This is a genomic window from Tigheibacillus halophilus, assembly GCF_042683165.1.
Classification (GTDB): Bacteria; Bacillota; Bacilli; order Bacillales; family Amphibacillaceae; genus Tigheibacillus; species Tigheibacillus halophilus.
On sequence record NZ_JBHUIZ010000017.1, the window covers coordinates 72072 to 87491 of the forward strand.

8 protein-coding genes are annotated in these 15420 nt (G+C 43.4%); 6 read left to right on the forward strand and 2 right to left on the reverse strand.

The features are described from left to right. Positions 1–5: 5 nt before the first annotated feature. The 6 genes from ACFSMW_RS18815 to ACFSMW_RS18840 all read left to right on the forward strand — a co-directional run bounded on the left by ACFSMW_RS18815 (position 6) and on the right by ACFSMW_RS18840 (position 12165). Complete coding sequence (locus ACFSMW_RS18815) at positions 6–1622, forward strand: (2,3-dihydroxybenzoyl)adenylate synthase (RefSeq protein ID WP_390357853.1); 1617 nt, start codon at positions 6–8, stop codon at positions 1620–1622. Between the two features lie 22 nt (positions 1623–1644). Beyond that, positions 1645–2556 (forward strand): isochorismatase, encoded by a 912-nt coding sequence (locus ACFSMW_RS18820; RefSeq protein ID WP_390357854.1) that lies wholly within the window; start codon positions 1645–1647, stop codon positions 2554–2556. A 29-nt stretch (positions 2557–2585) separates the two neighbouring features. Continuing rightward, on the forward strand, positions 2586–9731 hold the full coding sequence (locus ACFSMW_RS18825) for an amino acid adenylation domain-containing protein (RefSeq protein ID WP_390357855.1): 7146 nt from the start codon (positions 2586–2588) through the stop codon (positions 9729–9731). Between the two features lie 25 nt (positions 9732–9756). After that, entirely contained in the window at positions 9757–9978 is a 222-nt protein-coding gene (locus ACFSMW_RS18830) for an MbtH family protein (protein WP_390357856.1), read from the forward strand. Between the two features lie 2 nt (positions 9979–9980). After that, positions 9981–11390 carry a DHA2 family efflux MFS transporter permease subunit gene (locus ACFSMW_RS18835; protein WP_390357857.1) on the forward strand — a complete coding sequence of 470 codons (1410 nt, stop codon included), beginning with the start codon at positions 9981–9983 and terminating at the stop codon, positions 11388–11390. 61 nt (positions 11391–11451) lie between these two features. Then, positions 11452–12165 (forward strand): 4'-phosphopantetheinyl transferase family protein, encoded by a 714-nt coding sequence (locus ACFSMW_RS18840; RefSeq protein WP_390357858.1) that lies wholly within the window; start codon positions 11452–11454, stop codon positions 12163–12165. 253 nt (positions 12166–12418) lie between these two features. Here ACFSMW_RS18840 and ACFSMW_RS18845 read toward each other — a convergent pair whose 3' ends face one another. Beyond that, positions 12419–13927 carry a sodium:solute symporter family protein gene (locus ACFSMW_RS18845; RefSeq protein ID WP_390357859.1) on the reverse strand — a complete coding sequence of 503 codons (1509 nt, stop codon included), beginning with the start codon at positions 13925–13927 and terminating at the stop codon, positions 12419–12421. 4 nt (positions 13928–13931) lie between these two features. Then, positions 13932–15335, reverse strand: a complete 1404-nt coding sequence (locus ACFSMW_RS18850) for an LLM class flavin-dependent oxidoreductase (protein WP_390357882.1) — start codon at positions 15333–15335, stop codon at positions 13932–13934. Positions 15336–15420: the final 85 nt, after the last annotated feature.

Here is a 15420-nt window from a genome sequence, read left to right on the forward strand (position 1 = left end):
ACATTGTGCTGGATGGATGTCAACCATGGCCTCATGAAGTGGCGGAATTTTATCGCGAAAAGAATTGCTGGCGCGGTGAAACTTTTGGACAAATACTTCGGGAAAGAGCAAAGACTTATAGTGATAACATCGCACTAATAAGTGGGGAAGAAAGCGTGAGCTATGCCATGTTGGATGAAAGGGTAGATCGACTGGCTGCGGGTTTTCAGAGAATAGGATTAAAAAAAGAGGACCGGGTTGTCATACAAATCCCAAATAGAATAGAATTTTTCGAAGTATGTTTTGCGCTTTTTCGATTAGGAGTACTGCCAGTTTTCGCACTACCGTCACATCGCTATAAAGAGATTCAATATTTCTGTGAATTTTCGGAAGCCAAAGCCTATATTATGCCAGAAAGATTTTCTGGATTCGATTATCATCCGTTAGCTAAAAAGGTCAAGGAAAATACGCCTTCATTAAAGCATATTATCACGCTTGGCAAGTCTGCGGAATTAGAACAATTAATGGATTTATATATCGCGGCTGATTATGTACAGCCTGAAGTATACCCGGATGATATTGCCTTTTTACAACTATCTGGTGGAAGTACAGGGCTTTCAAAATTGATCCCTCGAACACATGATGAATATATCTACAGTTTGCGGCGGAGCAATGAAATATGTGGATTGAACGAGTACAGTGTTTATTTGGCTGTTTTGCCGATCGCACATAATTATCCGCTGAGTTCACCAGGTGTGCTGGGGGCACTTTATGCAGGAGCCAAAGTCGTTCTCTCGTCCGGGCCGAGCCCTGACGAAGCATTTCCATTAATTGAAAAAGAAAAAGTCACCATTACAGCGTTGGTGCCGCCTGTAGCGATTATATGGCTGGAGGCGGTGAAGACTCGCTCGTATGATTTCACAAGTCTGCAAATCATACAAGTTGGAGGTGCACATTCCAGTCCAGAAATTAACTGCCGTATACCGTCGGCATTTGAATGTAAATTACAACAAGTGTACGGAATGGCAGAAGGTTTGGTTAATTACACAAGATTGGGGGATCCGGAAGAAATTGTCTTCTATACACAAGGAAGACCAATGTCCCCCTATGATGAGATACGCATTGTTGATGAGGAAGACAGGGAAGTTGCACCAGGAGAAGCCGGTGAACTCTTGACCAGGGGACCATATACCATTCGCGGATATTATAAAGCGAAAAGCCATAATGCCAAAGCATTTACTTCAGATGGCTTTTACCGTACCGGAGATCTTGTCAGCCTGAATAAAACAGGCAACATTGTCATGGAAGGACGCGCGAAAGACCAAATTAACCGTGGTGGCGAAAAATTCGCTGCCGAGGAAGTAGAAGATCATATTATTGTCCATCCTAACGTATTCGATGTCGCCATCGTTTCTATGCCTGATAAATTCTTAGGTGAGCGCTCATGTGCCTTCATTATCCCTTATGAGGAAGCACCTTCCAAAGCGGAAATAAGGGCGTTTTTGACAAAAAGAGGTATTGCGGATTATAAGCTGCCAGATCGTGTGGAGATCGTTGATGCTTTCCCACAGACACCTTTTGGCAAGGTCAGTAAAAAATCTTTACGCGAAATGATTTCAATTAAACTGGCGGAATCAAAATAAATAAAATGAAGGACGTGATGAAATGGGTATTCCTACTATCCAGGCTTATACAATGCCAAAAGAGTCAGATTTTCCAGCCAATAAAGTATCTTGGCAGATTGATCCGGACAGAGCAGTTTTGCTTATCCATGACATGCAGCATTACTTCTTGAATTTCTATGATAAAGAACAATCTCCGATTACTGAATTAATACATCATACTGAAATGTTGAAACGACAATGTAAAACGCAGCGTATACCGGTTGTCTATACAGCACAGCCAGGGGATCAGAATCCTGGAGACAGAGCACTGCTTACTGACTTCTGGGGTGAAGGGCTTTCGGATGATCCTGCCCAAACCGGCATTACCGATGCTCTAGCACCAGAACTGGACGATCTTATTCTGACAAAATGGCGATACAGTGCTTTTAAAAAGACGGATTTTCTGCATATCTTACAGGAGCAAGGGCGTGACCAGCTGATCATTTGCGGGATTTATGCACATATTGGATGCTTGATAACAGCTGCTGAAGCATTCATGTATGATATAAAGCCTTTTCTCGTAGGTGACGCAGTAGCAGATTTTTCGCCAGACGACCATAGAATGGCAATGGAATATGCAGCTAAACGTTGTGCGTTTACTATTTCTACAGAGGAGGTAATACAAGCATTGCAAATGGAAAAACAGATGGATAAGGCGGAAGAACCTGTTGCGACAGACACGATCACATTGGAAGCGATCCGAAAACAAGTTGCTGAAATCTTGGATATGCAGGCAGAAGCACTTTCTGATACAGATGATTTATTCAGTTTGGGACTAGATTCCATCCGTTTGATGAGCATGGTTGAATTATGGAGACAAGACGGATTGGAAGTGAATTTTATGGATTTGGCTGAAAAAAACACATTATCCGAATGGTGGAGTTTAATAAATAAAGCAAAAGAAAAAGTATGAAAAAGCAGCGGGAGCAGGAGGTGACGAAAATGATAGCTAGAAAGCAGCCATTAACTGGTGCGCAAGCTGGCATTTGGTACGCGCAGCAGCTGGAACCGGATAATCCCATTTATAATACGGCTGAGTATGTCGAAATAAATGGAAAGTTGCATCTGGAACGTTTTGAACAAGCACTGCGGCAGGCGATTGAAGAAGCAGATTCACTTCATACCAAATTTGGAGATGATGCATCAGGACCTTGGCAGGTGATTCGTGAAAAGAAAGATTTTTCACTGCATTTTATAGATGTGACTAGTGAATCCCACCCCAGTCAGGCAGCTGAAATATGGATGAAGGCGGACATTGGCCGACCAATAGATCTGAAAGAGGAGCAGCTGTTTAAGCAGGCGCTGTTTAAAGTAAGTAAGGATAGGTATTTATGGTATCAGCGCATTCATCATATTGCAGCGGATGCTTTTGGATTTTCCCTCATTGTGCAACGAGTTGCGCACATTTATACATCACTCGTAGAGCATGGAGCTGTAACTGGAGACAGGCTGGGGGATTTCCAGGATATCCTGGATGAACATGAGACATATGTGACATCTAATAAATACAAGCAAGATCGTACATTTTGGTTGGAACGTTTCAGTGATCATCCAGATGTAGTGAGCTTGGCTGACACGTCGTCACAGTTATCCAAAAAAATTATCCATCGGACCGGTTATTTGTCGATGGATACAATGGGTCATTTGAAAGAAACCGCACGTTCTTACAAGGGGAACTGGTATGAGATTGTTGTGGCAGCTGTTGCAATGTATATGCAAAAAATAACTGGGAATGAAGATATTGTACTTTGTTTACCCATGATGTGTCGTATGGGAACGTCTTCGGTAAGGGTTCCGGCAATGGTAATGAATTTATTGCCGTTGCGCATTCCAGTACGTCCGGATATGCGTTTGTCGGAGTTGATGAAGGAAGTACAACTGGAGATGAGACGAGTCCGGTCCCATCAGCATTACAGACATGAGACGTTACGTCGGGATCTGCGGCTGCTGGGAGAGCATCAACGCCTGTTTGGACCGCAAATTAACATGATGCCATTTGATTATGGAGTTAATTTTGCAGGAATAAACGGTACGACCCACAAACTTCATACAGGACCTGTTGATGATCTGTCCCTGAATATTTATGATCAACGAGATGGTAAAGGTATCAGAATCGACCTGGATGCTAACGCTGATATTTATCAAAAACAGGAAACAGAACTGCATCTGCAGCGTATGCTGCACCTCCTGGAAAATGTCGCTAAAGCCGATCAAGATGTAAAAATTGCTGATATAGGGACTATTTTACCGGAAGAATACGTTACTGTAATCGATCATTGGAACCATACCCCTCAGGAATTGTACGATACAAGCTTGCTGGGGATGTTCTCCCGGCAAGTGAAAGGTACACCACTGGCCGCAGCGTTGGAATTTGACGGCAACACACTTTCATATGAAGCGTTAAATGAGCGAGTGAATCAACTTGCCCATTTGCTTGAACAACAAGGATTAGGGCCAGAAAAATTTGCTGCTCTGGTATTGCCGCGATCGGAACATATGGTCATTGCCATGTTAGCCGTTATGAAAACTGGAGCAGCCTATTTACCAATCGATCCGGATTATCCTTCTGACCGCATTGCTTATATGCTCCAGGACGCCCGGCCGATTTGCATATTGACGAATGCAGAGGCGCAACATCGTTTACCGGAGAGTGAAATTCCGATCCTGCTGTTGGATAATCCAGCTATATGCGAAGCATTAGCCGCCTATGCCAATACCGATTTCCCTTGTAAACAGACGGCGGCGCAACATCCGGCATATATGATCTATACTTCTGGCTCTACTGGGCGTCCGAAAGGGGTGGTGGTTACAGCGGAAGGCCTGACCAACTTTCTCCTTTCTATGCAAAATAGATTTACGTTAGATGGGCGGGATCGGTTGTTAGCTGTAACGACAATTGCTTTCGATATATCAGCATTGGAAATATTTCTTCCATTAATCAGCGGGGCATGTTGTGTCGTTGCTCAGAGGGAAGTAATTAAAGACCCGTTCGCATTAGCCCAATTAATTGAAGAAAATCGAATTTCAATCATGCAAGCGACTCCGTCACATTGGCATGCACTCGTTTCAACGCATCCAGAAAAGATACGGGGACTTCATGTACTGGTTGGCGGAGAAGCTCTTGCAGCCAATTTAGTTGGAGCATTGCAGGAATTGGATTGTGAAGTAACAAATCTTTATGGTCCCACTGAAACAACCATTTGGTCCACGTCTATTACATTGCAGCCGAAACAAACCGGCATCCCTTCCATCGGCTCCCCGATTGGAAACACACAAGTTTTCATCCTGGATGGCGGGTTACAGCCTGTTCCCCCGGGAATGAATGGAGACTTGTATATTGCTGGCAACGGTCTGGCACGCGGGTATTTCAATCGCCCGGATTTAACTGCTGAACATTTCATAGCGAATCCGTATGGGGCACCAGGAGAGCGGATGTATCGCACTGGCGACATTGCACGCTGGAATATGGATGGCACGCTGGCGTATATCGGCAGATCGGACCATCAGGTTAAAATTCGCGGTTTTAGAATTGAGCTTGGAGAAGTTGAGACAGTTCTGACAAAAGATTCTGCAGTTGCCCAGGCTGTGGCTGTCGCCAGAGAATTTCACCCAGGAGATAAGCGTTTAGTTGCATACCTTGTGTCAGAGGAAGGGGCAGTTATCGATCTTCATAAACTCCGACAAACTGTGCAAGATCGGCTGCCAGCCTATATGGTTCCGTCCACCTTCGTGAAGATGGATACGCTGCCCCTGACACCAAACAAGAAAATTGACCGTAAAGCACTGCCGGATCCGGATTTTGAAAAGGGTGCATACAGTCGGGAACCACGAACACCGCAGGAAGAAATTTTATGTGATTTATTTAAACAAGTGCTGGATGTATCGCAAATCGGAATTGATGACAGTTTCTTTGATATTGGCGGTCATTCATTGCTCGCTGCCCAATTAATGAACCGTATTCGTGACGTTTTTGAAGTCGAACTTGGCATTGGGAAGCTTTTTGAGACACCTACAGTTTCTGGTCTCGTCAAACAGTTAAAAAGAGGTAAGCAAGTGAGGCCACCCGTACAAAAGGCAGAAAAGCAAGATAAGATTCCATTGTCATTTGCACAGCGGCGGTTATGGTTCCTTTACCAGTTGGAAGGGCCAAGCCCGACGTACAATATTCCAATCGTCGTCCGTCTAACAGGAGAATTGAAACAGGATGTGTTACAGAAAGCAATCATGGATGTGGTTGCCCGACATGAATCCTTAAGGACGATTTTTCCGGAGCAAGGCGGCAATGCACGGCAACAGGTATTGGATGTGGCTGTCGCCAAACCAAACTTGTATGTGCAACGAATACAAGAATCACAATTGACTGAACAATTAGACCGAGCTGTAAGATACTGCTTTCATTTATCTGAAGAGCCTGCATTTCGTGTGGAGCTTTTTGAAGTAGGAACGGGGAATTTCGTCCTCGTATTGCTGCTGCATCATATTATTGGTGATGGCTGGTCTTTGACTCCTTTAACAAAGGATTTGAGAGAAGCATATTTAAGCCGCTTGCAAGGAGAAGCGCCTCAGTGGACGGACTTACTCGTGCAATATGCTGATTATGCCTATTGGCAGCAAGAGCTTCTGGAAAATAAAGCGGATGGTAAAAGTCTGGCAGATGCGCAGCTTGATTACTGGGTAGAAACATTAGCTGATTTGCCGGAACATTTGGCAATACCGACGGACTATCCGCGTCCATTAGCGTCCAGTTATCAAGGAAAAACGTATCACTTTACAATGGACGCAAAAATTCATCATCAACTGTTGCAGATCTCCGCACAAAATGGGGTCAGCTTGTTTATGACATTACAAGCAGGGCTTGCCGCTTTGCTTACACGGCTGGGGGCTGGCACTGACATACCTTTGGGAAGCCCTGTTGCGGGCAGAAATGACGATGCCTTGACTGATCTTGTGGGGTTATTTATAAATACCTTGGTATTGCGAACAGATACTTCTGGTGATCCAAGCTTTAATGAGCTGCTTGATAGGGTTAAGAAGGTGAACATGAATGCTTATGAAAATCAGGAACTGCCTTTCGAACGATTAGTGGAAGTGCTTAATCCAGCACGTTCAAGGTCAAAACATCCATTATTCCAGATCATGTTAGCATTACAAAACACTCCAAAGCCGAAACTCGAGCTGCCTGAATTGAAGAGTGACCTGTCTATTTACAGCGTTGGCTCAGCTAAATTCGATTTCACCTTGGAATTTCGTGAACACTTGACTGCGTCAGGAGAGGCTGGTGGTTTGCATGGTTTTCTGGAATACAGCACAGATTTGTTCAAGGAAGAAACAATCATTTCGATGGTAAACCGCCTTATTCGTTTACTGACTTCTGCAGTAATGAATCCCGATCAGCCAATTGGACAGCTGGAGATATTGGAACAGAAAGAAAAACAAAAACTGCTTATGCACGGAAATATGGGAGAGACAATTGCAGAAGCATGCTTACCATCACAATTTGAGAAACAAGCAGTGCTTGCGCCGAAAAATATCGCTCTTACCTTTGGGAATGAACAAATGACTTATCAATCATTGAATGAGAGAGCGAACCAACTTGCACACTTATTAATTAAAAATGGCGTTGGGCCAGAACAATTTGTAGCTTTGGCCTTGCCAAGATCATTTGAAATGGTTATCGGTTTGCTTGGCATTCTAAAGACAGGAGCGGGCTATGTCCCCCTTGATCCGAATTATCCTAGTGAACGAATTGCGTTTATGGTAGAAGATGCAAAGCCGGTATTGGTTATTACGAATGAAGATTTTATGGACAAAATAACGGATAGTGATTCCATACCATCTCTCATTTTAGATGCAAAGGAAACAAATGAAAAATTAAGCAGACAAAAGAATATTAATCCGACAGATGCAGAACGAACGCAACCATTGAAGCCACTCCATCCAGCTTATATTATCTATACTTCCGGATCTACCGGTCTACCAAAAGGTGTGGTTATTCCCCATCAAAACGTGAATCGCCTGCTTGGGTCGACTGACCATTGGTTCGGGTTTAATCAGGAAGATGTATGGACGTTTTTCCACTCCTATGCATTTGATTTTTCGGTATGGGAAATTTGGGGTGCCCTGCTGTACGGCGGAAGACTTGTTATCGTACCGCATGAAATCAGTCGTTCACCTGTGGCTTTTTTACAGCTGCTTGGGAGCGAAGGTATTACTGTTCTGAACCAGACCCCTTCAGCTTTTTATCAATTAATGCAAGCAGATAGAGAGAACCAAGAGTTTGGACAGAAGCTGAAGTTAAGATACGTCATTTTTGGCGGAGAAGCGCTTGAACAAGGTCGTCTAGAAGATTGGTATACAAGACATGCGGAGGATATGCCAAAATTGGTCAATATGTATGGTATTACCGAAACGACAGTACATGTTACTTACATGGAACTGGATAAAAGGTCAGTTTCTTCCCGTACAAACAGTGTCATTGGACAAGGTATACCGGATCTGGATGTATATGTTTTGGATAAGTATCTGCAGCCAGTACCTATTGGTGTGGTAGGTGAAATGTATGTAGCTGGTGATGGATTAGCACGAGGTTATCTCAGAAGGCACGATCTGACTGCGGAACGATTCGTTGCAAACCCTTATGGTGAAAGTGGATCAAGGATGTATCGCACAGGTGATTTAGCCTGCTGGAATGACTATGGAACGTTAGATTACATTGGGCGGTCTGACCAGCAAGTCAAAATCAGAGGGTTTAGGATTGAATTAGGTGAAATTGAATATGTCCTTTCCGAACACCGGGACATAGATCAGGTAACCGTGATAAGCAGAGAAGACCACCCTGGGGATCAGCGGCTTGTCGCCTACATTATCCTGCAGGCAAATAAAAATGAAGAGGAAATTTTCGATTTGCGACGCTGGGCAGCGAAGCGTTTACCTGATTACATGGTGCCTTCCGCATTTGTGAGGGTTGATGCATTTCCATTAACACCAAACGGAAAGCTGGATCACAAGGCATTCCCTCAGCCGGATTATGCAGCCGTAGCGAGTGAACGCGCACCAAGAACACCAAAAGAAGAGATGTTGCGTGACTTGTTTATGGAAGTACTGAATCTGCCACACGTAGGAATTGATGATGAGTTCTTCCATTTAGGTGGCCATTCATTGCTTGCTGTACAGCTGATGACGCGCATTAAAGAATCATTCGGCGTTAATCTGAGTATCGGTAATCTTTTTGAATCTCCTACTGTTGCAGGGCTTGCTGAACGATTGGAGAGCGGTAACAGGCATAGTGCACTTGATGTCATATTACCATTGCGAACAAGTGGACACTTTCCGCCGCTATTCTGTGTCCACCCGGCTGGGGGCCTTAGTTGGTGTTATGCTGGGCTAATGAAAGAATTAAATAAAGATTATCCGATTTATGGTCTCCAGGCACGGGGCATTTCACAGCCGGATAGAATACCGCACTCATTGGATGATATGGCAGCAGATTATATTGAACAGCTACAATGCATACAACCCAAAGGGCCTTATTACCTTCTGGGCTGGTCATTGGGAGGAAATATCATTCAGGCAATGGCAACAAAGCTTCAGAAGCAAGGAGAAGAGGTCGCATTAGTCGCGATGCTAGACGCATATCCAAATCATTTTCTTCCAATTAAGGATGTCCCGGATGAGGAGGAAGCACTTATTGCTTTGCTTGCTTTGGGAGGCTATGACCCCGAAAGTCTAAGTCAGGAACCTCTCGATCTTGAACATGCACTCGAATTGCTGAGAAAAGACGGCAGTGCATTATCAAACCTGGATGATGTAACGATAACGAACTTAAAGGAAACATATGTGCAATCTGTTCATCATCTTAGCGCATTCAAACCAGAAACATTCTCTGGCGATATTCTATTTTTCCGTTCGACTATTATACCTGAATGGTTCGATCCTATTTCTGCCAGCACATGGAAACCATATATTCACGGCTGCATTGAAACATACGATATTCATTGCCGGCATAAAGACATGTGTCAGCCTGAGCCATTGTCAGAAATTGGCGGCATCCTATCAAATAAATTAGCTAAACTGCATCACGCTACTTGAATAGACTTATAGGAGGAGAGAGATAATGAGCAATCCATTTGAAAATCCGGAAGGATCTTATTTTGTTTTAGTTAATGAGGAAGGCCAGCATTCTCTTTGGCCGTCATTTATCAACGTTCCCCATGGTTGGAAAAAAATTTACGGAGCAGCGGATCGTCAAGCATGCTTAGCCTATATAAGAGATCATTGGCATAATTTGATGCCGAATAGTTTGAAACCAACTGCAAGTATCGGTAACGGGAAATAGCAATGAATAGAGAACTACATGTCAAGGTCGCTGTATGCATCGTTTATGTACTGGCTATGTTTATGTCTGCCTTGGATAGTACGATTGTTAATGTGGCTTTACCGGCGATAGGGGGAGCATTCCATGTTCCTCCTGCAGCCATGGGTACGATAAATATCGGCTATTTGATCAGTCTGGTAATGTTTCTTCCGGTAGCGGGTTGGATGGGTGACCGCTTTGGGACAAAGCGTATATTTTTGCTTGCGCTAAGTATATTTACCCTTGCTTCGGCTTTATGCGGATTATCCCAGAATATGAACATGTTGAATCTATTCAGGATTTTCCAGGGCGTTGGTGCAGGTTTTATCACCCCTGTAGGAATGGCCATTTTATTCAGGACGTTTACGCATGAAGAGCGGCCGAAACTTTCAAGAATGCTCATTGTGCCAATTGCGCTTGCACCCGCACTTGGGCCGGTAATTGGTGGGTTTTTAGTAGATATGCTTTCTTGGAGGTGGATATTTTACTTGAACATTCCAATCGGCCTGTTCGCTTTGTGTATAGGAAAAGTATATTTGGCAGAGCATGTGGAACCCGAAGCGGGAAAATTTGATTATAAGGGATTCATATTATCTCTAACCGGTTTTTTCTTGTCGGTTTATGCACTGGCACAGGCAGCTTTAAAAGGGGGGGCATCCCCTGGAATCCTCATGTCAGGCCTTGTTGGGCTATGTTTGTTGGCGCTGCTTATTATTGTAGAACTTTATGTGGAGAAACCGATGATTGATTTAAGACTATTCAAAGACAATATGTTCCGGACAATGAGTTTAATCGGACTGTGTTCTGCAGCCGGTTTGTTAGGAATGCTCTATGCCTTTCCGCTTATGTATCAAAATGTCCTGCATATGAGCGCATTACATACAGGGTTGACGACATTTCTGGAAGCGGTAGGATTAATGGTCGCTTCCCAGTTGATGCCATGGACATTGCAGAGACTTGGCTTGCAGCGTTTGCTAGTCTATTCCCTTATGGGTGCCATTACTGTATTTATATTGATTACATTATTCGTTGCATCCAATCCATGGCTGCTCAGGTTATTCATGTTTGGTGTTGGTTTCTTTCTTGGCCAAACAGTCGGTGCTGCGCAAATTTCAGCTTTTAAATATATAAAACCTGCTTCGATGGCCAGGGCTACAACATTATTTCAAATGGAGAATAGACTTGGCTCTGTTCTTGGCGTAGCTATTTTGGCTAGTATTTTGGGGACACAAAATACCCCAGCAGGAGAACCAGTTCAGTTATTGACCTATCAATACGCCTTGTTCGGCGCTGCAATATTTCTGGTCGTTGCTTGCTTGATAGCTTTTCGGCTGAAAGATTCGACAGATCATGGGCTCCGTCTAAAAATGGACCGTGCTGAAAGAGCAGAGTGATTGGTATTTTTGTTCCGTTGTGCATTGTTTGCCCATAAAAATGAGGAAAGAAGGGATCGAGATGGTTGAAGTTTATATTTGTCAATTGCCTGAAAAAAAGAGCCAAGCAGAGTTGGAAATGTTATCTGAACGGGTACCTGATGAAAGACAAAAACGCATACGGCAATTTTTCCATCTTGAAGATGCATATCGAGCAATGATAGGTGATCTTTTATTAAATCATGTTCTTCAGGAAAAGACAGGCACAGGTCTGAAAGATACTGTCATAGAGAAAAATGTGTATGGTAAACCATTTTTGTACGATTATCCAGCTTTTCAATATAATATTTCCCACTCTGGCAAGTATGTCGTTTGTGCCCTGCACGACCAGCCAGTAGGTATTGATGTCGAGAAAGTACAATCATTTGATTTACGTATAGCCAAACATCTTTTTACGGGGTTTGAATATCGGGATATCATCCATTCAAGAAATAAAAATCTTGCCTGCTTTGAGATTTGGACGCTGAAAGAAAGTTATTTGAAAGCGGTAGGTAAAGGATTAGCAATTCCGCTCCATTCCTTTCGGGTAAAAAATATGGACAATAACCAGATAGAGATCGTGGATATGGAGAAAAATGAAAAGGTCGATTTTATCTGCAAACAATATACTATTGCAGCGGATTACAAACTTGCGGTGTGTGCAAAGAGGGCGAAAAAAAATGACTTTGCGGAATACCCCGCCGAGATATGTTTTGATGAATTACGTAGAAGTATAGGAGATGAATACTGTGGATAATTCATTGGAAGCTTTAAGAAAAAGCAGTCTCTCCACATACTATGAACTGAAATGCTATAAAACGAGCGAACCAACTTGACAACTCGCTCGTTCAGTACGGTCCATTTGGTGCCTGATCAAATCTGATTTCATTCCAAATTACTGCCGAAAATACCATTTCCATAAAGATAAACCTATCAAAATCATTATCCCGATGAATCCGTATAACCAGATGGATAGCATCGTATTAACAAACATGATATACAACCCCTTTTTATTTTATTTTCATCTTAGCCGCTATTTGATTTGCAGCTGCCTGCTTTGGCAAGGTTAACGTTTTAGCAAATAGAAACATCGTTCCAATGCCAATCAGCGTTGCCCATGCACCAGCAGCCATTGTACTTTTTTCCATGCCGCTGAAATAAAGTAACAAGTATGAAAAGAGACCGAACCCCATGGATAATTCCGCTGCGCGCGGAGCTGCCTGTTTTTTAGCATATACTGCATATAAAATCGGTCCGACAGTACCCGCCGCAACACCGGAAACACCAATCCACAAGACGTCACCAAGATATTTAGGCGGCTGTTTAACAATGAGATAAGCGATGAATCCAATAACAACCACCGATATCCTGCCTATTCTCAGGGCAATCCGCTCAGCGGTAGCTGTATCGGCTTTGACAAGCTTGCGTTTGACCAATACCTTTAGAAAAATATCATTTGCAAATACGGTAGAGATGGCGACGAATATCCCATCAGTTGTAGACATCGCGGCTGCCAGAATAACGATCCCCATCAGAGCTGCAATCAAGGGAGAAAATAGATAAACCGCATATTCCATCAAGGCTAAGTCAGTTGTATGGACGGTGTCTCCCAGTGCGGCACGGCTATAGACCCCGCCGAAGAGTACAATTAAACAAAGCGATGCAGTAATCACATAGACAACGATCATTTTCCCCACATCTTTTTCCTTTTTTAGCCCGATAACTTTATTGAATAGTTGCGGAGAAGAAGCAAATGCACATTGAATAATAATCGCACCAACAATTGCAGGAACAGAATGAAAGTACGCAGAGTGAGAATTGAACACTTGGGTCAAAGCTTGATCTTGGGCGGCTAAATTTTCAGTAATGTTGGCAAATGTTCCATGTACACTGCCTTTCCAAAAATGAATAATGCCGGATAAAAACACGACAATCCCTGCTAAAGCCATCAGGATGGCTTGAATGGCATCCGTGTATACATCTGCTAGAGCACCACCGGCGAATACATAGCAAATCAATGTGGCTGCAATAACGATCAATCCTGTATCATAAGACATACCAAGTAAATATTCAAAAACGAGTGCTCCGGCTGCAAATTGCGAGGCAATATAAAAAATATTAAATAACAGGATGAATGCACTTCCTGTCCGCAGGATATCACTCTTGTAAAAATCACCAAGCCAGTCTGGCAAGGATAGGGATTTTTGTGTAGTATTGATTGCACGTGCTCTTTTGGCAACCATGAGCACACCAATCGGACCTCCGCCTATGATAGCCAAAAATAACCATAGATTAGCATAACCCCATTCGTGGGACCAGCCGACGTATCCCAAAAATGTAGCGGCGCTTAGATAGGTAGCGGCAAAGGAAAGCCCAAGCAAGTATGGGCCAAGTTTTCCTCCGCCGATAGCAAAATCACTGATGCTTTTTGTTTTACCTCCGGAAACAAAACCAATACCGATCATGACGATGACAAAAATAACGAAACCTATCCATGTGTATAGCCTGATTGTCTCCATGTCCTCAACTCTCTCTTATTGTGGTTAAAGTTTTATTGCCTGTTGAAATGCGGGTTTTCTTTGCTGGGTGACTAGATGGCAGATGGACTGAACCTTTACCATATAGATTTTCCCGTAATGTACCAGCTTCATATTCAGTCCGGTAAATTCCGCGTTTTTGCAGTTCGGGCACGACATGGTCCACGAATTCTTGGAAGGTCCCTGGAGAATATGCTTGGGCAATATTAAAGCCATCTGCATCCCCCTCATCAGCCCACTGTTCTATTTGATCGGCAATTTGTTCTGGTGTGCCGATAAATTTTACAGTACCATTGCCAAGTCCGTGATTTTTAACTGCTTCTTGTAATGTCCATCTTTTTTTCGGATCTTTTGCATATAAATCCAAATTTCCTTGTACTGCTTCTGTTTTCATTTCTTCGATGTACTGATTTGGGTCATATGTTGAAAAATCAATGCCGGTATGTCCCGATAAAAGCGCTAGCGTACCTTCATAGCTGACATGGTTTGTCAGTTCTTCATATTTTTCGTAGGCCTCTTTTTCTGTGGAACCGACAATTGGCAGGATCATGGGGAATATCTTGATGTCTTCAGGCTGCCTGCCTTGCCTGCGGGTACGTTGCCTAAGATCGGCAGTATACGCTTTGACCGCCTCCAAAGAGTGATTTTTAATGAAGACACCCTCTGCGTGTTTTGCCGCGAAATCTCTTCCCCGTGGTGATGCACCGGCCTGGAATAGAACCGGTGTCCGTTGTGGGGAGGGCTCAACCAGGTGGGGGCCAGGTACATGAAAGAACTCTCCTTCATGATGTATTGCATGAATTTTTTCGGGATCGGCAAATGTATCGCTTTCCTGATCCAGTATGATTGCGCCGTCTTCCCAACTCTGTTCCCATAATTTGTATACTACTTCAAGAAATTCGTCAGCACGATCATAACGTAAATCATGGGGGAGACGTTGCGGCAATCCCAGGTTAGTAGCCTCACTTTCCAAATAAGAAGTCACGATATTCCATGCAATTCGCCCCTTGGATAGGTGATCAAGTGTAGACAACTGCCTTGCAAGAGCATATGGTTGTGCATAGGTAGCTGATATCGTTACTGCAAAACCAAGATTTTCTGTAACTGCAGCCATTGCAGAAATAGGTAAAACCGGATCGTGGGCAGGAAATTGCACAGCATGCTGGGCCGCGGGTTTGAAGCTGTTTTGATAGACGCTGTATGTGCCGAGAACATCAGCAATAAACATGGCGTCGAACTTTCCTTTTTCGAGAATTTGAGCCGCTTCTGTCCAATAAGAAATACGATGATGGTTTGTTCCTTGATCCTTTGGATGTTTCCACAATCCAGTCGAATGTGGGGAAGGGGAATGTTGGATAAAACCGTTTAAATGAATTTGTTTAGTCATTATGCAAGACTCCTTTATTTTTGATTAAATATATAGGTTTAGTTGGTTTAATACTGTGGTTAGCCACAATGATGATGATGCATCGTTG

Bases quoted from the DNA above. Each gene is read 5' to 3' on its own strand.
- ACFSMW_RS18820 (WP_390357854.1), top strand. From the start codon at position 1,645: ATGGGTATTCCTACTATCCAGGCTTATACAATGCCAAAAGAGTCAGAT.
- ACFSMW_RS18825 (WP_390357855.1), top strand. From the start codon at position 2,586: ATGATAGCTAGAAAGCAGCCATTAACTGGTGCGCAAGCTGGCATTTGG.
- ACFSMW_RS18830 (WP_390357856.1), top strand. From the start codon at position 9,757: ATGAGCAATCCATTTGAAAATCCGGAAGGATCTTATTTTGTTTTAGTT.
- ACFSMW_RS18835 (WP_390357857.1), top strand. From the start codon at position 9,981: ATGAATAGAGAACTACATGTCAAGGTCGCTGTATGCATCGTTTATGTA.
- ACFSMW_RS18840 (WP_390357858.1), top strand. From the start codon at position 11,452: ATGGTTGAAGTTTATATTTGTCAATTGCCTGAAAAAAAGAGCCAAGCA.
- ACFSMW_RS18845 (WP_390357859.1), bottom strand. From the start codon at position 13,927: ATGGAGACAATCAGGCTATACACATGGATAGGTTTCGTTATTTTTGTC.